Origin of the sequence: Streptomyces camponoticapitis (assembly GCF_014646115.1) — a bacterium.
Taxonomy (GTDB): domain Bacteria; phylum Actinomycetota; class Actinomycetes; order Streptomycetales; family Streptomycetaceae; genus Streptomyces; species Streptomyces camponoticapitis.
This window is the reverse complement of sequence record NZ_BMMV01000012.1, coordinates 16,744-40,192: the sequence shown is the minus strand read 5'-3', so window position 1 is coordinate 40,192 and position 23,449 is coordinate 16,744. Positions and strand designations below refer to the sequence as shown.

Sequence of the window (23,449 nt, the reverse complement as noted above, 5' to 3'; positions counted from 1 at the left end):
GCGTTTAGACGATTTTGTGCGATTCGTGAGTATCGTCACCCCATGCCCACGCCCTACGGATCCCGCGGCGGCATGGCGTTCGGCGCAGACGAATTGCGTGTGCTCCGAGGCGCCCTCGCCGTAGCCCTCCACCCCGCCCCCCTCCCCGACGAGGACGTCCAGGCCTGCCTGCGGCTCGCCGAGTCCGTGGACGAGGCGGTCCGCGAGGCCGGCCGGCTGCGCGCGTTCCTCCTCGCCGATCTCGCCCGCTACCGCGCCGCGCTTCCCGGCTCGGCCGTCGGCTATCTGGAGCTCCTCCAGGACGCTCTGGCGGCCGGGTACGACCCACGCCCGGAGGACCTCATGGCCCTGCGCACCCTGCGCGCCGCACCCCTCGCCGCCGCGCTGCTCGAACACTGTCAGCGGGCCGCGGAAAGCTCCGTACGGGCCCGTCTCGCGGGCCGGTCGCCCGCCGCCCCCGCGCCCCGTACCCGGCTGCTCGCGCTCCAGGGAGGCCGTGCCGAGGCCGACGACCCGCAGCGGCCCAAGGAGGAGCCCGGCAAGGCTCCTGGAAAGGCGCCGGGGAAGCAGCCCGCGCAGCCCGCGCCGCCGCGCCGCCCGACGGCCCCCGGGCGCCCCTCCACGGAGCGTCCGATGCCCAAGCCGTCCGAGGTCTTTCCGCCACGCCGTAAGCCCACGCCCCCGGCGGAGCGGCGGGCCGCCGGATAGCTACTCTGTGGCCATGGACTACGTATCCGCTCTCCTGCCTCCCGTGGTGATGGCCGCATTCTTCATCGGCCTGGTCGTGACGATCGTCAAGAGCCAGGGCGGCGACAACAAGGCGAAGGAGGACGCGGCCGTGGACGCGGCGATCGCCCGCGCGGAGGCCGTGGAGCAGCAGGGCAGGCCGTCCGGCGCCTGACGGCGCCACTGCCGTGGATCAGGACGTACGACTTCCGTGAGGTCGTACGTCCTTTTGTAATGTCAATAACCGACCATTCGGACATCTCGCACTATGGTGACGATGTGCCCCGTCAATTGGGAGACCTGGAAGACGCCGTCATGAGCCGCGTCTGGGAATGGAACCGTCCGGTCACCGTCCGGGAAGTCCTGGAAGACCTTCAGCGGGAACGGTCCATCGCCTACACGACCGTCATGACCGTAATGGACAATCTCCATCAGAAGGGCTGGGTACGCAGGGAAGTCGACGGCCGCGCCTATAGATATATGGCCGTGTCCACGCGGGCCGCCTACGCGGCCGCGCTGATGAACGAAGCCTGGTCGAAGAGTGACAACCCGGCGGCCGCTCTTGTCGCCTTCTTCGGGATGATGTCGCCGGCGCAGCGCGAAGCCCTGGAGGACGCGGTCCGGATGGTGAGCGGCGACCGGGCGGACACCGCGGGCGAAGGCGCGTCCGAGGCGGCGGCGGAAGGTTCACCGGAGGCCTCGCGGGAAGCGAGCCCCGAAGTGCCGGGCGAAGTACCACCCGAAGTCACGCCCGAAGTGGCCCGCGAAGTCCCCGCCGAGGGCGCCGACCGAGAGCATCCCGCCGGGCGATAGCGTCCAGTCATGTCCTCCGAGCTTCGAGAAGTCGATGTAAATGCCATCACCGTCCGGCGGGCCAGGACGAGCGATGTGTCAGCGGTCCGTCGTCTCCTCGACCCGTACGTGAGCGAAGGCATCCTGCTCGACAAAGCGCCGGTGACTCTTTACGAGGACATCCAGGAGTTCTGGGTCGCCGAACGCGACGACGACGCGGGTGTCGTCGGATGCGGCGCACTCCATGTCATGTGGGAAGACCTCGCCGAAGTGCGCACACTCGCGGTGGATCCCCGCTTCCGGGGCGCCGGCATCGGACGCCATGTGCTCGACAAGTTGTTGCGGACGGCCCGCTGGCTCGGGGTGCGGCGCGTATTCTGTCTGACCTTCGAAGTGGACTTCTTCATCAAGCACGGCTTCGTGGAGATCGGTGAGACTCCTGTCGACGGAGATGTCTACAGTGAGCTGCTGCGTTCCTATGACGAGGGTGTCGCCGAGTTCCTCGGTCTCGAACGGGTGAAGCCGAACACCTTGGGTAACAGCCGGATGCTTCTGCACCTGTGAGGGGCGGAAGAACCCGGAACCCTATGTCCGAATCGCGCACGTTTCCCGTGTTCTTGTGCTACTGAACCTCTGCCGGGGGTTTGTGTTTTCCTGAGAAAAGCGGTTTCCTTTCGGCGTACTGCATTTTCGATGAAAGGAAAACCGGTGGCACAGAAGGTTCAGGTCCTTCTTGTTGACGACCTCGACGGTGGCGAGGCTGACGAGACCGTCACGTTCGCGCTGGACGGCAAGACCTACGAGATCGACCTCACGAACGCGAATGCGGACAAGCTTCGTGGGCTCCTCGACCCGTACACCAAGAGTGGCCGTCGCACCGGTGGCCGCGCCGCCGGTGGCCGTGGCAAGGGCCGCGCCGCCGCGGGTGGGAACAAGGACACCGCGGAAATTCGCAAGTGGGCCAAGGAGAACGGCTACAGCGTCAACGATCGCGGTCGCGTTCCGGCCGAGATCCGCGAAGCCTACGAGAAGGCCAACGGCTGAGATTTCGTACCCGTCGATTCTCCACGAAGCAATCGGGCCCGGTGGCACTCCGTCGCCGCCGTGTCCACGAGTCGAACGAGATCGGGGACACCCCCACCCCTGTCCCCGAGTCCGGCACTGCCTCCGGGTCCGTGTCCGAAATGAGTGAGAGCCGGCAGCGTCGGCTCCACCTCGCGTCCAGGCTCGGGGGGCCGCAGCCATACGGCGGCCCCCTGCTCGGCCCGCCGACGCGCGCTCCCCACCCCGTCACCGCCTCGTCGCGCGATCCCCGTCGGACCCCTGGGCCTCCGAGGACCTCTCGGCCCCGGCGCCCCTCCGGGCGGCTCCGGAGCGGTCATCCGGCCGTCGGTGCCGGTCGCGGTCAGATCGAGCGCGATGCCGCCCCATTCCAGCCAGTCGAGCAGCCCCGGCAGTTCGTCGGCACTCCCCGCGGCCACCAGCAGCCGCATCCGGCCCGCCACGAGCGCCACCGGCCCGGTCCCGGCCGCGCCGAGGCGCCGCAGCACCGCCGCGCCGGCGTCGGCGGGCAGCTCCAGAACGTCGAATCGCAGCCCGGTCAGCAGAGCGACGGGCGGGCCCGCCACCGTGGCCCAGCCCAGCTTCCGCTCGTACCAGAGGGCGCTGGCGTCTTCGGCCGGCAGCGGCGCGCGCGGGGACGGAACGGGGAGAGCCATGCTCGGACCAACTCCCCGCCCTGGCATTGAGTTACGCAGAGTCGACGTGCGCTCGCTCTATGTGCTCATCGCAGGGGCGTGCGGAAGCATTCGGGAGTGCAAGGGTGTTCGCCCGTAGCGGAGCGAACGGGGGTGCGCCGCATGGAGTGTCAGTGCTTACGGGTAAGACATTCCTAGTGGGGAGGGGCGACACGCGGTCCTGGACGTCTCACGTTCGCCATCGGCGTACCGATAGCGGGGGTATCTGTCTGGCCTGCGGGAACATCGTCTCGCACCATCAGGTTGGAGCAGGTGTCGGCTGTTCGTGAGGAAAGTTCGCCGCCGACGGCGGGGTGATCACGGCGGATGTCGGCAGTTGGAATGAGCGGTCCCCGCTTGCGGGACTAAGCTGCGGAAGGACAGGGAGGGGACCGACCCCTTTACTGCCTGACCGCTCTGAGGAGCGATTAACGATGTTCGAGAGGTTCACCGACCGCGCGCGGCGGGTTGTCGTCCTGGCTCAGGAAGAAGCCCGGATGCTCAACCACAACTACATCGGCACCGAGCACATCCTCCTGGGCCTTATCCACGAGGGTGAGGGTGTCGCCGCTAAGGCCCTGGAGAGCCTCGGGATTTCGCTCGAGGCGGTCCGCCAGCAGGTGGAGGAGATCATCGGGCAGGGCCAGCAGGCCCCGTCCGGCCACATCCCCTTCACGCCCCGTGCCAAGAAGGTCCTGGAGCTGTCGCTCCGCGAGGCCCTTCAGCTCGGCCACAACTACATCGGCACCGAGCACATCCTGCTCGGCCTGATCCGCGAGGGCGAGGGCGTCGCCGCCCAGGTCCTCGTGAAGCTGGGCGCCGATCTCAACCGGGTGCGGCAGCAGGTCATCCAGCTGCTCTCCGGCTACCAGGGCAAGGAGGCCGCCACCGCCGGCGGCCCGGCCGAGGGCACGCCCTCGACCTCCCTCGTCCTGGACCAGTTCGGCAGGAATCTCACCCAGGCAGCTCGTGAGTCCAAGCTCGACCCGGTCATCGGGCGCGAGAAGGAGATCGAGCGGGTCATGCAGGTGCTTTCCCGCCGTACGAAGAACAATCCGGTCCTCATCGGCGAGCCCGGCGTCGGCAAGACGGCGGTCGTCGAGGGACTGGCGCAGGCCATCGTCAAGGGCGAGGTGCCCGAGACCCTCAAGGACAAGCACCTCTACACCCTGGACCTCGGCGCCCTGGTCGCGGGCTCCCGCTACCGAGGTGACTTCGAGGAGCGCCTGAAGAAGGTCCTCAAGGAGATCCGCACCCGCGGCGACATCATCCTGTTCATCGACGAGCTCCACACCCTGGTGGGTGCGGGCGCCGCCGAGGGCGCGATCGACGCGGCTTCGATCCTGAAGCCCATGCTCGCCCGTGGAGAGCTCCAGACCATCGGCGCGACGACCCTCGACGAGTACCGCAAGCACCTGGAGAAGGACGCCGCGCTGGAGCGCCGCTTCCAGCCGATCCAGGTGGCCGAGCCGTCGCTGCCCCACACCATCGAGATCCTCAAGGGTCTGCGGGACCGTTACGAGGCGCACCACCGCGTGTCCATCACGGACTCCGCGCTGGTGGCGGCCGCGACGCTCGCCGACCGGTACATCTCGGACCGCTTCCTGCCGGACAAGGCGATCGACCTGATCGACGAGGCCGGCTCACGGATGCGCATCCGCCGGATGACCGCTCCGCCGGACCTCCGCGAGTTCGACGAGAAGATCGCGAACGTCCGCCGCGACAAGGAGTCGGCCATCGACTCCCAGGACTTCGAGAAGGCAGCCTCGCTCCGCGACAAGGAGAAGCAGCTGCTGGCCGCGAAGACCAAGCGGGAGAAGGAGTGGAAGGCCGGCGACATGGACGTCGTCGCCGAGGTGGACGAGGAGCTGATCGCCGAGGTCCTGGCGACCGCCACGGGCATCCCGGTCTTCAAGCTCACTGAGGAGGAGTCCTCGCGGCTGCTCCGTATGGAGGACGAGCTCCACAAGCGGGTCATCGGCCAGAAGGACGCCATCAAGGCGCTCTCGCAGGCGATCCGGCGTACGCGGGCGGGTCTGAAGGACCCCAAGCGGCCCGGTGGCTCGTTCATCTTCGCCGGCCCCTCCGGAGTCGGTAAGACCGAGCTCTCCAAGACGCTCGCCGAATTCCTCTTCGGCGACGAGGACGCGCTGATCTCCCTCGACATGTCGGAGTTCAGCGAGAAGCACACGGTTTCGCGTCTCTTCGGTTCTCCCCCCGGATACGTGGGGTACGAAGAGGGCGGCCAGCTCACCGAGAAGGTGCGCCGGAAGCCGTTCTCCGTCGTCCTCTTCGACGAGGTCGAGAAGGCCCACCCCGATATCTTCAATTCCCTTCTGCAGATCCTGGAGGACGGTCGGCTGACCGACTCCCAGGGCCGCGTCGTGGACTTCAAGAACACGGTCATCATCATGACGACCAACCTCGGGACCAGGGACATCTCCAAGGGGTTCAACCTGGGCTTCGCGGCCCAGGGCGACACGAAGTCCAACTACGAGCGGATGAAGAACAAGGTCAACGAAGAGCTCAAGCAGCACTTCCGGCCCGAGTTCCTCAACCGAGTGGACGACACCGTCGTCTTCCACCAGCTCACCGAGGAAGACATCATCCAGATCGTCGACCTCATGGTGCACAAGGTGGACGAGCGCCTGAAGGACCGGGACATGGGCCTTGAGCTCAGCCCGAGCGCCAAGGCGCTGCTCGCCAAGAAGGGTTACGACCCCGTTCTGGGCGCCCGGCCGCTGCGCCGGACGATCCAGCGCGAGATCGAGGACATCCTCTCCGAGAAGATCCTCTTCGGTGAGCTGCGCCCCGGTCACATCGTGGTCGTGGACACCGAGGGCGAGGGCGAGGAGAAGAAGTTCAGCTTCCGCGGCGAGGAGAAGTCGGCACTGCCCGACGTCCCGCCGATCGAGCAGGCGGCCGGCGGAGGCGCCGGGCCGAACCTGACGAAGGAAGCGTAGCGGGAGCTCAACCAAGGCTGAGGCGAGACTGAGCCCAGCCCGAGGGGTGGCCCGGGACCGTAACTGGTCCCGGGCCACCCTTCTGTCATGCTCCGGGGCAGCCTCCGCCGGGGGCTTCTGCCACCCTCTCCGCCACCTCCTCCGCCACCCCGATTCGCCCCTCCGACCGTCTTCCGTCGTGACAAGCCGCACACCCGTTTCCGGGCCTACGACCAGGAATAGTGGTGAAGGGGATGATTCCGGTGGGACCTTCGGAAAGGTCCGCCTCGGGACCTTGGTCCTGAGGGCCCGGGACCTGGACCCGGCCCGGGGACGCGGTGGGCATGCGCACCTCTGACGTGCGGATAAACAGTATTTAACTCGGACATTTAGGATCGGGCCAACGGGATGCTTCAGGTAGTCAAGGGGTCGAGTTACCAGTGTGACAGCTACGACGTCATGTCGTAGATGGGCGGTTTGGGCCGTGATGGGCGGTCGGGTTACCAAGGGATGGCACGCCAGCTCCCGGTGCTCCGAGCGCCGGGTCCATTGATGCCCGGAGGTTTCTCAATGTCGCAGCGCACCACGCCCCGCCAGTCCACGCTCCGTACCCGTGCCGCCATCCTGGCCGCCGGACTCGGAGTGACGACGGCGCTCGGCGCGGGGGTCGCGTTCGCCGCGAACAGCAGCGGCGACGCGGGCACCCACGCGTCGGCCGCCGCCGCCGTCGAGAAGAAGGCCCCCGGCGCCGAGAAGGCGAGCGTCACCAAGGCCGCCGACAAGGCGAAGGCCAAGAAGTCGCCCACCTGGGGCAAACCGGTCTCCAAGTACGAGCTGAGCGCCTCGTTCGGCATCGGTGGCGGCAGGTGGGCCCACAAGCACTCGGGCCAGGACTTCGCCGTCCCCGTCGGCACGAACGTCAAGGCCGCGCACGACGGCACCGTCGTGAAGGCCGGACCCAACGGTGCCGGTGACGGTCCCGCGTACGGCAACGCGATAGTCATCAAGCACGGCACCAAGAACGCGAAGTACTCGCAGTACGCGCACCTGTCCAAGGTGAAGGTTCACATCGGCCAGAAGGTCAACAAGGGCGAGAACATCGCGCTCTCCGGCAACACCGGCAATTCGAGCGGCCCGCACCTGCACTTCGAGATCCGTACGACCCCGAACTACGGCAGTGCGATCAACCCGCTGACCTTCCTGCGCGCCGCGGACGTCACTGTGTGACCCCGTGAGCCTGCACCAGCAGATCGATGGCGACCCCGAGGATGGCTTCACGCTTCTCCTCGGGGTCGCCTTCGACGTCCGTGAGGGCGAGCATGCCGGCGTGCATCGTGAAGATCGCGGTGAAGCAGCGCACGCGGTCCGACATCGAGCCGTCGGGCTTGTTGAGGAGCTCCATCAGCCGCAGCATGCGCCCCTTGAAGGTCTCTCCCACGCTCAGGTCGCGCATCGTGGCCTGGTTCTCCTGCATGAAGCGGAACAGGGGCGCGGCCGCGCCGAGCGCGTCGCTGTAGCGGCGTAGGAGCTCCTTCTTCACCTCCAGGGTCCTCGGCTGCGTCTCGCCCCAGACGATCAGGTCGTCGATCGGCCGGGCCAGATCATGGAAGAGGCTGACCACGATGTCTTCCTTGGTCTTGAAGTGGTAGTACAGCGCGGCCTTCGTCACATCCAGGTGCTCGGCGATCTCGCGCAGCGAGGTCTTCTCGTAGCCCTGCTCGGCGAAGAGTTCCAGCGCTACGTCTTGGATGCGCTGGCGGGTGTCGCCCCGACGCGGCTGCGCTGTGCTGCCCATGACTGCTCTCCCGAAAATTACTTACTTGACGACCGGCAAGTGACAGGTCTACTTTCCCCAGTGTACTTAGCTTGCCGGTCGGCAAGTAAGTAGCGGGGCAGACACAGAAACACTGAGCAGACCAGGAATCAGGGGAGTGGGGGCCATGTCGCTCGACGCGGTGGGGTCGGAACAGAAGAAGAAGGCTGAGCCACAGCCACGCAGTGTGCGAGTGGTACTGCTCGCGCTCATGATCGCGATGCTGCTCGCCATGCTGGACAACATGATCGTCGGCACCGCGATGCCGACGATCGTCGGCGAACTGGGCGGTCTGGAGCACCTCTCCTGGGTGGTCACCGCCTACACCCTCGCCACCGCGGCCTCGACTCCGATCTGGGGCAAGGTCGGCGACATGTACGGGCGGAAGAACATCTTCCTGCTCTCCATCGTCATCTTCCTCATCGGCTCCGCGCTCAGCGGCATGGCCCAGGACATGGGCCAGCTCATCGGCTTCCGTGCCATCCAGGGCCTGGGCGCCGGCGGACTCATGGTCGGCGTCATGGCGATCATCGGTGACCTCATCCCGCCCCGTGAGCGGGGCAAGTACCAGGGCATGATGGCCGGCGTGATGGCCCTCGCCATGATCGGCGGACCGCTGGTCGGCGGCACCATCACCGACCACCTCGGCTGGCGCTGGAGCTTCTACATCAACCTGCCGCTCGGCGCCGTCGCCCTCGCGATGATCGTGACCGTGCTGCACCTGCCCGCGGTGGAGCGGAAGAAGCAGAAGGTCGACTATCTCGGCGCCGCCCTGCTCACGGTCGGCATCACCTCGATCGTGCTGGTCACCACCTGGGGCGGTACGGAGTACGCCTGGAGCTCCTCGGTGATCATGGAGCTGATCGCGATCGGTGTCGTCACCCTCGTCTCGTTCGTGTACGTGCAGACCAAGGCGCCCGAGCCGATCATGCCGCTGCACATATTCCGCAACCGCAACTTCAGCCTGATGCAGGTGATCGGCTTCCTGACCGGCTTCGTCATGTTCGGAGCCGTCCTTTTCCTGCCGCTCTACCAGCAGTCCGTGCAGGGTGCCTCGGCGACCAACTCCGGGCTGCTCCTGCTGCCGTTGCTGCTGTCGATGATGGCCGTCTCGCTGTTCGCGGGCCGGGTCACCACCAACACCGGCAAGTACAAGATCTTCCCGATCGCGGGCGGCGCCCTGATGGTCGTGGGGCTCTTCCTGCTCGCGCAGATGGACACCGAGACCTCCAGGCTCACCTCCGGCCTCTACATGGCCGTTCTCGGCGCCGGTATGGGCTTCCTGATGCAGATCACCATGCTCGTGGCGCAGAACAGCGCCGAGCCCCAGGACATGGGCGTCGCCTCGTCCTCGACCACCCTCTTCCGTACGCTCGGCAGCTCCTTCGGTGTGGCCATCATGGGCGCGCTGTTCACCAGCAAGGTGCAGGAGGAGATGGCGGCGCGCGGCGGTGACGCGGTGACGCAGCAGTCCGCGCAGCTCGACGCGGCGAGCCTGGCCAAGCTGCCGGACGCGGCGCGTGAGGCGTACCAGGTCGCGGTGTCGTCCGGTACGCACGTGGCCTTCCTGCTGGCCGGTTCGGTCGCGGTGATCGGGTTCGTCGCGGCGTTCTTCGTCAAGGAGGTCCCGCTGCGGGGCGCGGGGCCCCAGAAGGCGGGCGAGTCCGGTGACGGCGCGGAAGCGTCCGAGGGCGGCAAGGTCCCGCAGTCCGCTTAGTCCCGCGGTCCGCTTGGTCGCGCGATCGGCTTGGTCGCGCGGTCGGCTTGTAGGACCGCCTTGGCGTGCTGTGGACGGCGGGGGGCCGTTGTCGGTGGGGCGTGCCAGCATCGAAGACGTGGACAGTGAACAAGCAGGTCAGCCGCCGCAGGTGCCCCTCACGCACCTGCGGCAGCTGCGTCTGGCCAAGGACGCCATGGACCGCGACTGGGCGGGCCCGCTCGACCTGGACGCGGTCGCCGCCCACGCCGGGTATTCGCGGTATCACTTCGTGCGCGCCTTCAAGGCGGTGTACGGGCAGACGCCCGGCCGCTATCTCTCCCGCAGACGCATAGAGCGCGCCGAGGAGCTGCTGCGCTCGGCGAATCTCAGCGTGACCGAGATCTGCGTCCTCGTGGGCTTCAGCAGCCTGGGCACGTTCTCCAAGCGCTTCAAGGAGCAGACGGGCAGCAGCCCGAGCGCCTATCGCGCGAAGCACGCGGGCCGCGGAGCAGCGCTCATACCGGGGTGTTACGCGCTGCTGTGGGCCGGTGGCTTCCCGCCCAGGGACACCACGGCGCCGGCGCCGGACCGGCCCGGTGACGACAGCAATTCTGGAGAAGCTCACTGAGGGTGCCGGTGCCTACGGTGGAGACGGAAGCGGGGGCCGCGGTGAGCGGCCCGTGTACGGCACATCTCTCCGAGGAGCACGTCATGATCAAGGGTCTCGCCATCTCCACCGTCTGGGTGCTCGACCAGGACCGGGCCAAGGAGTTCTACGTCGACAAGCTCGGCCTTGAGCTCCGCACCGACATGACGCTGGGCGAGGGCGGGATGCGCTGGCTGACGGTCGGCGCCAAGGACCAGCCGGACGTGGTGCTGACCCTGATGCTGCCGGGCGGGCACTCGATGGACGAGGAGTCCGCCGCCGCGATCAAGACGCTCATCAGCAAGGGCATGCTGGGCGCGGGCGTCCTCGCCACGGACGACATCCAGGGGGACTACGAGAAGCTCAAGGCGCGGGGTGTGGAGTTCCTCCAGGAGCCGCAGGAGCGGCCGTACGGCACGGAGGCGATATTCCGCGACGACTCGGGCAACTGGTTCTCGTTCACCCAGGCCAAGGAGGGCGACCTCGACCTGGAGAAGGAGTGGTCGTAGCCCTCGGGGCCCGGGAGCGGTGACCGGGGCGTGAGCGCGGTCGTGGCTTCTCGGACCGTCACTCCGGGAGTTTGATCATCGGGAAGCTGCCGGTCGTCGTCGGGGCGTGCTCGGGGAGCCAGAGGACCGCTATCGCGCCGCCTGTCTCGTCCGGGGCGGGGGTCAGACTCTCCGGCGCCGCGTTGCGGAAGGTCAGCCGTGCCCCGAGGACGCGTGCCTGACCTGCGGCGATGGTCAGACCGAGACCGTGGCCGTGGCCCGCGCGGTCGCTCGCACCCGTACGGAACCGGCTCGGCCCGTCACGCAGCAGTGCTTCCGGGAAGCCGGGGCCGTGGTCGCGGACGCGCACCACACGGCCCTCGACGGTCACCTCGACCGGGGTGCCCCCGTGCTTGGCCGCGTTGGCCAGAAGATTGCCGAGAATGCGCTCCAGCCTGCGCGGATCGGTGTTCACCCAGCTGTCGTGCACGACATGGATCCGCACATCGGGATCGAGCAGCGCCACCCTCCTGCTGACGAACTCGCCGAGTGCGATCTCCTGAAGCTCGGCGCGTTCCGACGCGCTGTCGAGCCTGGCGACTTCCAGGACGTCCTCGACCAGTGTCCGCATGGCCTGCGCGCGGTCCCTGACCAGCTCGGTCGGGCGGCCGGGTGGCAGGAGCTCGGCCGCCGTCAGCAGGCCCGTCACCGGCGTACGGAGCTCGTGCGCGATGTCGGCGGTGACCCGGCGCTCGGCCTCGATACGTTCGTGCAGCGCGTCGGTCAGGGCGTCGACCGCGCGTGCCAGCTCGTCGGTCTCGTCCCGTACGACCCCGCCCACCGCCTCCCGTACCCGCACATCCGTATTGCCCTGGGCGACCTTGCCCGCGGCGGCCGCCGCCTTGCGCAGCCGGCGCGAGAGCTGCCCGCCGATCAGCACGCCCAGCGCACAGCCCCCGACGACCACGCAGACCGAGCCGATCAGCAGGGCCCGGTCGAGATCCTTCATGATCGTCACGGAGCGGTCGGCGAACTTGCTGTGCAGGGAGAGCACACCGTTCTCCAGCGGTACCGCCGCCCAGACGTCCGGTGTCCCGGCCGCCGAGTCACGCACATACGTGGCCCGTCTGCCCTGCTGCGCCTTCTCCCGCAGGTCGTCGGGGAGCGCGGGGTCGTTCAGCTTCGTACCGAACTTCAGCTCATGGGTCGAGTCGTACATACGCTGCGCGAACAGCAGCCGCTCCAGCTGCACCTCACGCGCGTTGTCGAGCATCGAGACCTGGGCAGCGTTGTGCACGACAAGGCTCAGCGCCATCGCGGTGAGGGCGCCCACCGCCGCGATCGCGATGCTGATCTTCCACCGGACACCGGTGCGCAGGGCGAGCCGCTTCATGCCTTGAGCTTGTAGCCGAAGCCGCGGACCGTCTCGATCCGATCCTGTCCGATCTTCGTACGGAGCCGTTGCACATGGACGTCGACCACCCGCGTGTCACCGCCCCAGCCGTAGTCCCAGACGCGTTCGAGCAGCTTGTCACGGGACAGGACGGTGCCCGGCGCGGCCGAGAACTCGATCAGCAGCCGCATCTCCGTCGGGGTCAGCGCCACGGGCTCGCCCCCTTTGCGCACCTCCATGCCCTCCGTGTCGATCTCCAGATCGCCGAAGGAGCGGGCGCCGCCCTCGTCCACCCGGTCCTGCCCGCCGTGCTCCCCGGCGGGTCCGCCCGCGTGCCCGAAGCGGCGCAGCACGGCACGTATCCGGGCGACCAGTACCGCGCCGTCGAAGGGCTTGGTCACGTAGTCGTCGGCCCCCGCCTCCAGGCCCAGCACCACATCGATCGAGTCGGCGCGTGCCGACAGCATGATCACGGGCACGGTCGACTCGTCCCTGATACGGCGGCACAGACTCACACCGTCCAGGCCCGGCACCATCACGTCGAGCAGCGCGATGTCCGGCCGGTCGGCCCGGAACGCCTCCAGACCGGAGAGACCGTCCGGCATGGCCGTCACCACGAAGCCGTCGCGCTCCAGCGCGAGTTGGGTGGCCTCGCGGATGACGTCGTCGTCCTCGACGAAGAGGACATGGGTCTCCACCATCCGACAGCTCTCAGCTCTCTCAGTCGTCGTTGTCGCTGGTCGTGGACGGCGCGGGGGCGTCCACCGGGCCGTTGCCGACCGCTCCGCTGTAGTTGTTGCGCACCCGGTAGCGCTCCGCGAACCTCGTGTCCGCCCAGGTGTAGGTCACGACGTCCTCGCCGGAGGGGTACGAGACCGGGTCGCCCTTCGCGTACACCTGGCGGGTCACCACCAGCTCACCACGGTCGATCGTGGCGTATACGGCGGGTTCCTCGGCGACGAAGACGTTCTCGTACCGCCGGTCGGACTCACGGTAGACGTACGTCCCGAGCCCGACGGCGTCGTCGCAGGTCATCACGTTGATCACCACATCGGGCGCGGTGCCGCCGGTCAGATTCCCGTACGAGGTGTCCACCGGGTACGCGTCCCTGGCGCACGGCTTGAGGTCGGCCTTGACCTGCCCGCTCACCTTGGGGTCCCGCCGGAGCAGGGCCACCGGGTCGATGTCCTGGGCGGGCAGGGCGGAAGGCTCGGAGGTCGGCGGTGAGACGGGCTCGGCGGTGGCGACGGAGGCCGCGCCCTCGTCCCTGGTGCCGGTCGCGCTCGTGGAACAGCCGATGACGAACAGGCCGAAGCCGATGAGCGCGGCCAGCGCCACACCGCCGGTGGCGGTCGTCACTGTCAGCGTCACCGTCTTCGGGAACCGCTTCGGCGGGGACGCGTCAGCGGTCGCCGGGCCTGCCGCGCGCCACTCGTCGTCGGCGCGCCACTCGTCGTCCGCCCGGTCGTCGGCCGCCCGCTCGTCCGCCGCCCGGCCGGTCGTTCTCGGGGCAGGCTTGCTCTCCCCATCGCGCCTCAGGCCGCGCACCGCTCCTGCCCCCGTCCGTCGCGACGACAACCAGCACGCTGCGGAGCGCGGGCGCGCGGCGTGCGGTGCTCGGGCTGCCGGATCCCCGGCTTCGTCCGCCGCTCCGCGTCGCGGCGCTCCAGCTCCCGGGCCTCCAGCTCCTTGCGGAGTCTGGCGAGCGCCCGGTGCAGCGTGCTCTTCACGGTACCGGTAGACATCCCGAGCGCCGCCGCCGTCTCCTCCGTACTCATCTGCTCCCAGTGCCGGAGCACCACGACGCTGCGCTGCTTCGGCGCCAGGACCCCGAGGATGTCGATGAGCAGGGCGCGGTTGGCGCGCTGGTCGGCGCCGTCCTCGACGCAGGCCTCGGGCAACTGCTCGGTCGGCACCTCTTCGAGCCTTCGCGCCCGCCACCACTCGGTACGGGTGTTGATCATGACGCGGCGCAGATAGGCGTCGGCGAGCGACTTGTCGGCGATGCCGTCCCAGCGGCCGTACGTACGGGCCAGGGCGGTCTGGAGCAGATCCTGGGCGTCGACGGGATTGGGGACCAGACGCCGGGCACTGCGCAGAAGTGCCTCCTGCCGGGTCCTTACGTACTCCTCGAATTCGAGCACCTCGCCGTGCGCCATGCCAACCGCCTCCACCCCGTGAACTGCACCGTGTGCCGCGCTGCCGTGTTCTTCACTGACGTTCCAGAAGTTACGGAGGGGTTGTCACGAGGCCGTGCGCGCCAGCCGTCGGCGGGCGCACGGACATCCATCGGTTGTGTAACGGCGGGGATGGAACGGGCGAACGAGTAACGAGCGAAGTAACGAGCGAAGTAACGGACGAAGCAGCGGACGAAGCAGCGGACGAACGGCGGGACGAACGGGCGCCGGGACAGACGAACGGCCGGCCCGGAGGGGGCCGGCCGAACCGGCCGATTGGGGCGGCGCGGTCCAATCAGGTGGGGCGCGGCGGTCAGGTCAGCGGCAGCCGGTACAGATCGTCCGCCATCGGTTCGACCAGCCCGTCGGCCACGAGCCCGTCCAGCGCCCTGGCCCGCTGCACCGGTTCCTCCCACACGGCGTCGAGCACCGCGAGCGGTACCGGCGCCACCGCCTCGCGCAGCACGGCGAGCAGCTTGCCGCGCACCTGCCGGTCCGTGCCCGCGTAGGTCTGGCCGCGCCGGGCCGGCCCCTGGTGCGCGGGTTTGCCGGCCAGCCGCCAGGCGCACTGCGAGGCGATCGGGCAGCGTGCGCAGTCCTCGTTCTTCGAGGTGCAGACGAGTGCGCCGAGCTCCATGGAGGCGGCGGCCCAGCGGGCGGCCGTCGGCTCGTGGGCGGGCAGGAGCGCGCGGGCCAGTTTGCGCTCGGCGGCCGTCGTCGCGTTCGGCGGGTACTGGATACCGGCGGCCGCGCGCGCGAAGACGCGCCGCACGTTCGTGTCGAGGACGGCGTGCCGTTGCCCGTACGCGAACGAGGCCACGGCGGCCGCCGTGTACTCGCCGATCCCGGGCAGCGCGAGCAACTGGCTGTGCTCGCGCGGTACGTCGCCGCCGAACCGCTCCGTTATCGCCAGGGCCGCCCCGTGCAGCCGCAGCGCCCGGCGCGGATAGCCGAGTCTGCCCCAGGCGCGTACCGCTTCGCCGGGCGCCTCGGCGGCCAGGTCGGCAGGGCGTGGCCAGCGCGCGAGCCACTGTTCGTACACCGGGAGCACCCGGGCGACCGGGGTCTGCTGGAGCATGAACTCGCTGACCATCACGCCCCAGGCGCCCGTGTCGGGGCGGCGCCAGGGCAGGTCGCGGGCGTGCGCGTCGAACCACGCGATGACGGGGTCGTGAAGGGCGGCCGGGGCGATGGCCGGCGCCGTGGTCGCGGAAGTCGCAGGAGTCGCAGTCATGACAGAGCCGATCCTGGCACGTTCGACGGTGGGGGCGGTGCAGCCGCCCGCTGTGGGCCGGTCGTCGCGGGGTGGTGACGGGGGCGCGAAGGGGGCGCGTCGGGACTCGTACGGTACCGGCCGACCGGGGGTGAGCGGTGTGCGGACCGCACATGAACCGGGTGGGCTCAGAAGCGCGAATTGGGCCTTTCGCCCTGTCGGCCGAGCGCGCCGGGGTCTTCCGCCGCCCCGTTTCCGGGCCGGCCCGCCGCGCGGTAGTCCGCGGCGTGGCCCTGCCCCGAGCCCATTCCCTGCCCCGAGCCCGGTCCGGACCCCGAGCCCGAGCCCGGAGCGCCGGTGGCCAGTCCGGTGACCCGCGGAACACGCGGCCCCGGTCCCGCGAACCAGACCACCACTCCCGTACGGCTCATCCGCATCGTCTCGATCAGCACCCGCGCGGGTCGCGTCAGCGCCAGGACCACGAGCGTCGCGACCAGCCCGCCGAGCAGCAGCCCCACCGCCACGTCATGCGGATAGTGCACGCCGACGAAGACCCGCGAGAAGGCGGCGAAGAGCGCCAGCGGGATCGTCAGGAACGCGATCGCCCGCCAGGCGATGGCGAGCGCGATCGCCGAGGCGGCGGCGATGGTCGAGTGGTTGCTGGGGAACGACCAGTCGCCGACCGGCGGGCAGGTCGCCAACGACGCGGCGGCGCCGGAGACCGCGCGACACGGCCGCTCCTCCTGGATGGCGCTCTTGGCCAATTCGCTGCACACATAAGCGACGGCGGTCGCCAGCGGCCCAACTACCGCCCTGGCCATGGCCCGTGAGTCTGCGGAACGCGTGCGCCACCAACTGGCGAGAAACAGAACTCCCAGGATGACGATCACGGCCTCCGTCCCGATCTCGACGAAGTGCCGTACCCATGACGGCGATTGATGGGCGAGATCGGTAATGTCGCGGTAAAGGCCGCTGGTGACGGAGGGGTCCATGGGCACGGACCGTACCCTCCGACCCACCGCTCACGCATCTTGCCATCGGCGGCCGAACCCCTGACGAAAGTGATAAGTGGGGCCAGGCCGGGCGCCCTTCGCATGATGATGATCCGTAAAACTTGCGAGACGAGCGCCATGTGGGGCGGGAGTTGGCGCTGAACTCTCGTAGAGTTGCGCCGTGGGATCTATGCGCAATCCGGTCGGGCCGCTTCCCTCCTCCATCTACTGGCGACGGAGGGCAGTAGCGGCGACTCTGATCGCGCTGCTCGCGTTGCTCGTCGTATGGGTCGTCACCTCCGGTGGTGACGACGGCGGAAAGAAGCGCGACGACGGCGCGAACGGCGATACTCCCCCTCCCTCGATCACCCCCGGACCCTCCGGATCCGGACCCGCGATCAGTGAACAGCCGGGCGGGCGCGACGAGTCGGGCGAGACCGGTGGGAGCGACGGCCCCGGAAGCGGCGGTACGGACGCGGGCGCGGGCTCCGACGGCGGCGCCGGTGGCGGCAACGGCGGCGCTGGTACGGGCGGTTCGGCCGGCTCCGGCGGCGGCGCGGCGAGCGGCGGCAGCGGCGGCAGTGCCGGTGACGGCGCGAACGGCAGCACCACCGGTGAGCAGGTACCGGTCGGATCGAGTCTTCCCAACTGCGCGCCGAGTTCGCTGACCGTGAAGCTGGAGAGCCGCAAGGTCGCCTACGAGCCCGGCGAGAAGCCCTCGTTCAGGCTCGTGGCCACCAACGGGTCGGGGAAGGACTGCAAGGCGGACCTCGGGCCGAAGTCCGTGGTGCTGACCGTCACGAACTCCGAGAGCGACGAGATCTGGTCCTCCAAGGACTGTCCCAAGATCGGCCAGTTGCTGCTGAAGGTGCCGGCGGGCGGGACGGTGACGCGGACCGTGGTCTGGGACCTCACGCGGAGCGTCCCGCAGTGCGCCACACCCCCGCCCGGCAAGGCCAAGCCCGGCACGTACCTGGTCGAGGCGGCGGCGCCCGGCGCGACCGTGAAGCAGGGCCAGACGTCGATCCGGCTGGACAAGGACTGACCACTCGGCGACCCGCTGACGACAACCGCCCGCCGACGAGGCGACCCGCGTACGTGAGGAGGGCCGCACCACCGCGCATTGCGCGGTGGTGCGGCCCTCCTCACACACGCGGGCGCCTGCCCGTATGTCAGACGTACCGCTCCAGGATGGACGACTCCGCCAGCCGCGACAGGCCCTCGCGCACGCTGCGCGCCCGCGCCTCGCCCACCCCGTCCACCGTCTGGAGATCGTCGACGCTCGCCGCGAGCAGCTTCTGCAGCCCGCCGAAGTGCTCGACCAGCCGCTCGATGATCGCGCCCGGCAGCCGCGGCACCTTGGCCAGCAGCCGGTAACCGCGCGGCGAGACCGCCGAGTCGAGCGTCTCGGGCGATCCGCTGTAGCCCAACGCCCTCGCGACGACGGGCAGTTCCAGCAGCTCGGTGTGGGAGAGCGCGTCCAGCTCCGTCATCGCCTCGGCGACCGTACGAGACCGCTTCGCCGTCGGCTCGGGCACGTAGTCCCGTACGACCAGCTCGCGCTCCGGCTCGACGCCCGCGATCAACTCGTCGAGCTGGAGGGCGAGAAGCCGCCCGTCGGTGCCCAGCTCGACCACGTACTCCGCGATCTCCGTGGCGATCCTGCGCACCATCTCCAGGCGCTGCGAGACCGCCGTCACGTCCCGGACCGTCACCAGGTCCTCGATCTCCAGCGCGGAGAGCGTGCCGGCGACCTCGTCCAGCCGGAGCTTGTACCGCTCCAGGGTCGCCAGGGCCTGGTTGGCGCGCGACAGGATCGCCGCCGACTCCTCAAGGACCCGTCGCTCCCCGTCCACGTACAGCGCGATCAGCCGCATCGACTGCGAGACCGAGATGACGGGGAACCCGCACTGCTTGGACACCCGGTCCGCCGTGCGGTGGCGGGTGCCGGTCTCCTCGGTCGGGATGGAGGCGTCGGGGACGAGCTGGACACCGGCCCGCAGAATCTTGGTGATGTCTTTGTCGAGGATGAGCGCGCCGTCGAGCTTGCACAGCTCACGGAGCCTCGTAGCGGTGAATTCCACGTCCAGCACGAAGCCGCCCGTGCACATCGCCTCGACGGTCTTGTCCATGCCCAGGACGATGAGACCACCGGTGTTCCCCCGGAGGATCCGCTCCAGGCCGTCACGCAGCGCCTTGCCGGGCGCTACGGCGCTCAGTGAGGCGCGCATCAGCGCTTCGGTGCCGGATCCACCGGAGCCGGCACCGGATTTTCCGGGTGCTGCTGCCCGGTCGTTGGCTGCCACTGCACTCCTCCGGCTCGTACGGATGGGCGAGACCAGGGCAAAGTCTACCGGCGGTCCTTGCCGTCCCGTGGGGCCTCCGCGCGACCCCGGCGCGGAAGCACGCTGAGAGCCGCCCCCATGTCGGCGACTTCCGTGACCTTCATACCGGCCGGGACCTTCCCCGGATCGGTCGGGACGAGGGCGTGCGTGAAGCCCAGCCGGTGCGCCTCGGCGAGTCGGCGCTGGACGCCCGTCACCCTCCTGACCTCGCCCGCGAGGCCCACCTCGCCGATCGCGACGAGGTTCTTCGGCAGCGGGGTGTCGCTCGCCGCCGAGGCCAGGGCGAGCGCGATCGCCAGGTCAGCGGCCGGCTCCGAGAGCTTCACACCGCCGACCGTCGCGCTGTAGATGTCGCGCTTGCCGAGCGCGCTGATCCGGCCGCGCTGCTCCAGGACGGCCAGCATCATCGAGACGCGGGAGGTCTCCAGGCCCGAGGTGGTGCGCCGGGGTGAGGGGATCTGGGAGTCGACCGTCAGCGCCTGCACCTCGGCGACGAGCGGGCGGCGGCCTTCCAGGGTGACCGTGAGGCAGGTGCCGGGGACCGGCTCGTCCCGGCGGGTGAGGAAGAGGCCGGAGGGGTCGGCCAGGCCCGTGATGCCCTCGTCGTGCAGCTCGAAGCAGCCGACCTCGTCCGTCGTCCCGTATCTGTTCTTGACGCCCCGCACCAGCCGCAGCCGCGCGTGCCGGTCGCCCTCGAAGGAGAGCACGACGTCCACCAGGTGCTCCAGCAGCCGGGGACCGGCGATCGCGCCGTCCTTGGTGACATGGCCGACGAGCAGGGTGGACATGCCGCGCTCCTTGGAGACCCGGATGAGCGCGCCCGCCACTTCCCGGACCTGGGCCATGCCGCCGGCCGCCCCGTCGATCTCCGGCGATGCCACCGTCTGTACGGAGTCCAGGATCAGCAGCGACGGCTTGACCGCGTCGAGATGCCCGAGGACGGCGGAGAGGTCCGTCTCGGCCGCGAGATAGAGATGGTCGTCGATGGCCTTGATGCGGTCCGCGCGCAGCCGTACCTGGCTCGCGGACTCCTCGCCGGTGACATAGAGCGTGCGGTGCTCGGAGTCCGCCGCCTTCGCCGCGACGTCCAGCAGGAGCGTGGACTTGCCGACGCCCGGTTCACCGGCCACCAGCACGACGGCTCCGGGCACGAGGCCGCCGCCGAGGACGCGGTCCAGCTCGTCCACGCCCGTCGAGCGGGCGGTGGCCGTCCGGCTGTCGACCTGGCCGATCGGCAGGGCGGGCGTGCTGACGCGTCCGACCGCCGTGGTCCGTACGGCGGGCGCGCCGTACTCCTCGACGGTGCCCCAGGCCTGGCACTCGGGGCAGCGGCCGAGCCACTTGACCGTCGTCCAACCACAGTCGGTGCAGCGGTAGGACGGCCGGTCCTTGGCGGATTTCGTACGGGCGACAGCCATGGCGCCACCGTATAGGCGACCACTGACAACCCTTGCCGCGGTGGTCACTTCACCCGCCGACGGCTCCCGGCCGGGAGCCGTCGGTGAGGAAGATACGGGCATGGCGGACGTTTCATCCGTACGGATTAAATGTAGGCAAGCGTCGGGAAGGTTGTGCGCTCCCCTGTCTACCGTCGGCGGGTGACGAGCAGCAGACTGGAGCCCCCCGCACACACCACCGGCGCACACCGTGCGCCCCGTCGCGCGCCCCGATCGGGTTCGCACCGGTCGGGAACCCACCGGCCGGAGCCGCACAGCCCGGATACGAACGCGCCGGACACCCGCCGGCCCCCCGTGCGGTACGAGCCCTATCTGGACGGGCTGTTCACGTACTGCCTCTCCGTGCTCTGCGACCACGACGCCGCGACCGAGGTGCTGGGCCAGGTCCTGGCCATCTCCGAACGCCACTACGGGCGTTGCCCCGGGGGCGAGGGGGAGCGCAGGGCCTGGCTCTACGCACTCGCCCGGTGGGCCTGTCTGCGCCGGCTCGGTGAACAGCGTGCGAGCCGCCCGGGGGCGCACACCGGCCGTCGAGAGCCGGATCCGGCCGAGAGCAAGTCCCACGACTCCCTGCCGCCGGAGCTCGCCGCCCGCCGTCGGCGTGAACTCGCCATGCTGGCCTGGCCCGAGGCCGCCGGCACGACACCCGAACAGCGCGAAGCGCTCGAACTGGCCGTACGCCACGGGCTCAGCGCGCGCGACGTCGCCGCGGTCCTGTCCATGGAGCGGCTGCCCGCGGGCGAACTGCTCAACTCGGCCGCCTGTGAGGTCGAGCGCACCAGGGCCGCGCTCGCCGTGGTCGAGACGGGCAACTGCCCCGCCGTCGCCCAGCTCACCGGCGACGACCAGGTGCTTCTCTCGGCCGCGCTCCGCCGCGAGCTGGTCCGGCACGTGGACGACTGCCCGCGCTGCCGCCGCGCCGCCGACCGCGCCGAGGCCACGGGCCCCTGGCCCGGCTCGGCCGCCTCCAGGCGCGCCGCCCGGCCCAGCTCGTCGGGCGTGCCCTCCTGGGCCTCGTCACCCGCCGTCCTGCCGCTGGTCGAAGCCCCTCGGCAGGCGGCGTACCACGCCATGACGAACACCCCGCGCGCCCGTGCCACCACCCCGCGGTTCGGCCGCAACGGCTTCCCCATGGACCCCAAGGACCGCGCCGCCCGCCGTGACCGGCTGCGCGCGCGGGCCGTCACGACCACCGTCGTGGCGACCGTCGTCGCCGCGCCCGTGCTCGCCCTGTGGGCGGCGTACCGGGGCGCGCCGCCGACCGGGGAGGGCCACGGCGGGACATCGGTCAGCGCCGGTGACGCGGAGCGGCGCGGCGCGCAGGGCGCCGATCCGTACGACATCTACGAGAACGCGGGCAACGCCGAGACCCGCTCCGGCGGCCCCTTCGACGGTGGCAGCCAGGACCCGGACGTCTCCGTCGAGGTCATCAGCGACGGCACGGGCGGCCCGCCCGGCACGCCCGGAGCCGGTTCGGGACGGCTCGCCGTGACGGCCGAGTCGACCGGCGACCGTACGAGGATCACGCTCACCGCGACCGGCGGCGAGCCGGTCTCGTGGTCGGCCTGGACCGGCGCGTCCTGGCTGCGGCTGAGCCGTACGTCCGGCACGCTCGCCCCCGGCAGGTCGGTGACCGTCCACGTCCACGTGGACCACTCGCGCGAGCCCTCCGGCCCGTGGCGCGCCCGTATCGGGCTGAGCCCGTCGGGGTCGGCGGTCGCGATCAGCGGTTACGGTGCCAGGCCGCCGTCCTCGTGGGATCCAGGCCCGGGACCGGGTCCCGGCCGGCCGACGCATCCGACGCGCCCGCCCTCCTCACCGCCGCCGGGCACGGGCGGCCCCGGCCCGAGCGACCCGGGCGGCCCGACCGATCCGGGGCCGACCGACCCCACCGATCCGCCTCCCGGCACGGGGGATCCGACTGACCCGCCGCCCGGCACGGGCGACCCGAGCACGCCCGGAGACCCGTCCGGGCCGACCGACCCGGGCGGCCCGGACGGGGCGGACGGGTCGGACAGGGCTCCCGAGTCCACCTGAGCCGTCCGAAGCCGCGGAAGCCGTGGCCGACGACGACCGCCGTACGTATCGCGTAGCCGTCCTCGGTGCCGGGGTCGGCGCCCCGGCCCTCAAGACGGCTCTGCGTCCCTGCGGAGACCGCCGTCCTCCGCCGTCAGGCCGAGGGCGCGGTCGCGGGCGTTCCCGGGTCGGGGTCCGCCGGGTGCGGAGCGACGAGCGGCAGCGCGCTCGCCAGCCGTGCCTCACAGAGCTCGACCAGCGTGTCGTACCCCGCCTTGCCCATCAGCTCCGTCAGCTCGGGCCCGTACGTCCGGTACACCGGCTCGCCCGCCCCGTGCGCCGACGTCGCCGATGTGCACCACCAGTGCAGATCGTGCCCGCCGGGGCCCCAGCCCCGCCGGTCGTACTCGCCGATCGTCACCTGGAGCACCCGCGACTCGTCCGGCCGCTCGATCCAGTCGTACGTACGCCGGACCGGCAACTGCCAGCAGACGTCGGGCTTCGTCTCCAGCGGCTCGCGGTCCTCCCGCAGCGCCAGGATGTGCAGCGCGCAGCCCGCGCCGCCCGCGAAACCGGGCCGGTTCTGGAAGACGCAGGAGCCGTCCCAGCGGCGCGTCTTGCGGGCGCCCTCGTCGTCCGTCTCCACCCAGCCGCTTTCGGCCCCCACGTCGTGGAACTGCCACAGCTCCGGCGTGAGCCGTTTCACCTGCCCGGCGACCCGTTTCTCGTCGTCCTCGTCGGAGAAGTGCGCCCCCAGCGTGCAGCAGCCGTCGTCGGCGCGGCCCGCCTCGATGCCCTGGCAGCCGCTGCCGAAGATGCAGGTCCAGCGTGAGGTGAGCCAGGTCAGGTCGCACCGGAAGACCTGGTCGTCGTCCGCCGGATCAGGGAATTCGACCCAGGACCGCGCGAAGTCCAGCCCCTTCTCGTCGGGCGGAACCTGCTCGTGCTGCTTCTTGGCGCGTCTGGCTTTGCCCGGCTTCGCCTTGTTCGTCTTTGGCACGGGTCCAGCGTATG

23 protein-coding genes are annotated in these 23,449 nt (G+C 70.1%); 12 read left to right on the top strand and 11 right to left on the bottom strand.

Annotated features, from left to right (window positions below):
- Nucleotides 1-72: 72 nt before the first annotated feature.
- From IEY79_RS19390 to IEY79_RS19370, 5 genes are all read left to right on the top strand, one after another.
- Complete coding sequence (locus tag IEY79_RS19390) at nucleotides 73-708, top strand: hypothetical protein (protein WP_189108938.1); 636 nt, start codon at nucleotides 73-75, stop codon at nucleotides 706-708.
- A 13-nt stretch (nucleotides 709-721) separates the two neighbouring features.
- Nucleotides 722-901, top strand: coding sequence for a hypothetical protein (locus IEY79_RS19385; RefSeq protein ID WP_189108794.1), 180 nt, complete (start codon nucleotides 722-724; stop codon nucleotides 899-901).
- A 104-nt stretch (nucleotides 902-1,005) separates the two neighbouring features.
- Complete coding sequence (locus IEY79_RS19380; protein WP_229700968.1) at nucleotides 1,006-1,539, top strand: BlaI/MecI/CopY family transcriptional regulator; 534 nt, start codon at nucleotides 1,006-1,008, stop codon at nucleotides 1,537-1,539.
- Nucleotides 1,540-1,548: 9 nt separating this feature from the next.
- Entirely contained in the window at nucleotides 1,549-2,082 is a 534-nt protein-coding gene (locus IEY79_RS19375) for an amino-acid N-acetyltransferase (RefSeq protein WP_189108793.1), read from the top strand.
- Nucleotides 2,083-2,226: 144 nt separating this feature from the next.
- Complete coding sequence (locus IEY79_RS19370; protein ID WP_023539576.1) at nucleotides 2,227-2,562, top strand: histone-like nucleoid-structuring protein Lsr2; 336 nt, start codon at nucleotides 2,227-2,229, stop codon at nucleotides 2,560-2,562.
- On the opposite strand, the gene IEY79_RS19365 is transcribed toward IEY79_RS19370, so the two are convergent.
- Nucleotides 2,541-3,236, bottom strand: coding sequence for an SCO3374 family protein (locus IEY79_RS19365; RefSeq protein ID WP_189108792.1), 696 nt, complete (start codon nucleotides 3,234-3,236; stop codon nucleotides 2,541-2,543). The two genes, IEY79_RS19370 and IEY79_RS19365, sit on opposite strands and share 22 nt — an antisense overlap.
- Before the next feature lie 452 nt (nucleotides 3,237-3,688).
- On the opposite strand from IEY79_RS19365, the gene IEY79_RS19360 reads away from it, so the two are divergent.
- Together IEY79_RS19360 and IEY79_RS19355 are read left to right on the top strand one after the other, a co-directional pair.
- Nucleotides 3,689-6,217, top strand: coding sequence for an ATP-dependent Clp protease ATP-binding subunit (locus IEY79_RS19360; protein ID WP_189108791.1), 2,529 nt, complete (start codon nucleotides 3,689-3,691; stop codon nucleotides 6,215-6,217).
- A gap of 549 nt (nucleotides 6,218-6,766) precedes the next feature.
- Entirely contained in the window at nucleotides 6,767-7,423 is a 657-nt protein-coding gene (locus tag IEY79_RS19355; protein ID WP_189108790.1) for a M23 family metallopeptidase, read from the top strand.
- On the opposite strand, the gene IEY79_RS19350 is transcribed toward IEY79_RS19355, so the two are convergent.
- On the bottom strand, nucleotides 7,413-7,991 hold the full coding sequence (locus tag IEY79_RS19350; protein WP_189108789.1) for a TetR/AcrR family transcriptional regulator: 579 nt from the start codon (nucleotides 7,989-7,991) through the stop codon (nucleotides 7,413-7,415). The genes IEY79_RS19355 and IEY79_RS19350 overlap by 11 nt on opposite strands.
- Before the next feature lie 145 nt (nucleotides 7,992-8,136).
- On the opposite strand from IEY79_RS19350, the gene IEY79_RS19345 reads away from it, so the two are divergent.
- From IEY79_RS19345 to IEY79_RS19335, 3 genes are all read left to right on the top strand, one after another.
- A complete protein-coding gene (locus tag IEY79_RS19345; protein ID WP_189108788.1) occupies nucleotides 8,137-9,726 on the top strand; it encodes an MDR family MFS transporter in 1,590 nt (529 codons plus the stop codon).
- A gap of 196 nt (nucleotides 9,727-9,922) precedes the next feature.
- Nucleotides 9,923-10,336: a helix-turn-helix transcriptional regulator gene (locus IEY79_RS19340; RefSeq protein ID WP_189108937.1), complete on the top strand. Its 414-nt coding sequence runs from the start codon at nucleotides 9,923-9,925 to the stop codon at nucleotides 10,334-10,336.
- 83 nt (nucleotides 10,337-10,419) lie between these two features.
- Complete coding sequence (locus IEY79_RS19335; protein ID WP_189108787.1) at nucleotides 10,420-10,863, top strand: VOC family protein; 444 nt, start codon at nucleotides 10,420-10,422, stop codon at nucleotides 10,861-10,863.
- Between the two features lie 58 nt (nucleotides 10,864-10,921).
- Here the strand turns inward: IEY79_RS19335 and cseC are convergent, their stop codons facing one another.
- The 6 genes from cseC to IEY79_RS19305 form a co-directional block, all read right to left on the bottom strand.
- The gene (gene cseC, locus IEY79_RS19330; RefSeq protein ID WP_189108786.1) at nucleotides 10,922-12,235 is read right to left on the bottom strand and encodes a two-component system sensor histidine kinase CseC; all 1,314 of its coding nucleotides are present in this window, start codon (nucleotides 12,233-12,235) and stop codon (nucleotides 10,922-10,924) included.
- Nucleotides 12,232-12,936 carry a two-component system response regulator CseB gene (gene cseB / locus IEY79_RS19325; protein WP_189108785.1) on the bottom strand — a complete coding sequence of 235 codons (705 nt, stop codon included), beginning with the start codon at nucleotides 12,934-12,936 and terminating at the stop codon, nucleotides 12,232-12,234. The genes cseC and cseB overlap by 4 nt, the downstream gene beginning before the upstream one ends.
- Before the next feature lie 19 nt (nucleotides 12,937-12,955).
- On the bottom strand, nucleotides 12,956-13,606 hold the full coding sequence (locus tag IEY79_RS19320) for a hypothetical protein (RefSeq protein WP_373292584.1): 651 nt from the start codon (nucleotides 13,604-13,606) through the stop codon (nucleotides 12,956-12,958).
- A gap of 164 nt (nucleotides 13,607-13,770) precedes the next feature.
- On the bottom strand, nucleotides 13,771-14,394 hold the full coding sequence (locus IEY79_RS19315) for a SigE family RNA polymerase sigma factor (protein WP_189108783.1): 624 nt from the start codon (nucleotides 14,392-14,394) through the stop codon (nucleotides 13,771-13,773).
- Between the two features lie 331 nt (nucleotides 14,395-14,725).
- Complete coding sequence (locus IEY79_RS19310) at nucleotides 14,726-15,646, bottom strand: HhH-GPD family protein (protein WP_189108782.1); 921 nt, start codon at nucleotides 15,644-15,646, stop codon at nucleotides 14,726-14,728.
- Between the two features lie 167 nt (nucleotides 15,647-15,813).
- Nucleotides 15,814-16,617 carry a phosphatase PAP2 family protein gene (locus IEY79_RS19305; RefSeq protein ID WP_308426680.1) on the bottom strand — a complete coding sequence of 268 codons (804 nt, stop codon included), beginning with the start codon at nucleotides 16,615-16,617 and terminating at the stop codon, nucleotides 15,814-15,816.
- A gap of 181 nt (nucleotides 16,618-16,798) precedes the next feature.
- Between IEY79_RS19305 and IEY79_RS19300 the strand changes: the two genes are divergently transcribed.
- Nucleotides 16,799-17,662 carry a hypothetical protein gene (locus IEY79_RS19300; protein WP_189108781.1) on the top strand — a complete coding sequence of 288 codons (864 nt, stop codon included), beginning with the start codon at nucleotides 16,799-16,801 and terminating at the stop codon, nucleotides 17,660-17,662.
- A 127-nt stretch (nucleotides 17,663-17,789) separates the two neighbouring features.
- Here the strand turns inward: IEY79_RS19300 and disA are convergent, their stop codons facing one another.
- Together disA and radA are read right to left on the bottom strand one after the other, a co-directional pair.
- Nucleotides 17,790-18,923, bottom strand: a complete 1,134-nt coding sequence (gene disA, locus IEY79_RS19295; RefSeq protein ID WP_189108780.1) for a DNA integrity scanning diadenylate cyclase DisA — start codon at nucleotides 18,921-18,923, stop codon at nucleotides 17,790-17,792.
- A 44-nt stretch (nucleotides 18,924-18,967) separates the two neighbouring features.
- Nucleotides 18,968-20,380 (bottom strand): DNA repair protein RadA, encoded by a 1,413-nt coding sequence (gene radA / locus IEY79_RS19290; RefSeq protein ID WP_189108779.1) that lies wholly within the window; start codon nucleotides 20,378-20,380, stop codon nucleotides 18,968-18,970.
- Between the two features lie 180 nt (nucleotides 20,381-20,560).
- On the opposite strand from radA, the gene IEY79_RS19285 reads away from it, so the two are divergent.
- The gene (locus IEY79_RS19285) at nucleotides 20,561-22,456 is read left to right on the top strand and encodes a BACON domain-containing protein (protein ID WP_189108778.1); all 1,896 of its coding nucleotides are present in this window, start codon (nucleotides 20,561-20,563) and stop codon (nucleotides 22,454-22,456) included.
- Between the two features lie 133 nt (nucleotides 22,457-22,589).
- On the opposite strand, the gene IEY79_RS19280 is transcribed toward IEY79_RS19285, so the two are convergent.
- Nucleotides 22,590-23,435, bottom strand: coding sequence for a DUF3109 family protein (locus IEY79_RS19280; protein WP_189108777.1), 846 nt, complete (start codon nucleotides 23,433-23,435; stop codon nucleotides 22,590-22,592).
- Nucleotides 23,436-23,449: the final 14 nt, after the last annotated feature.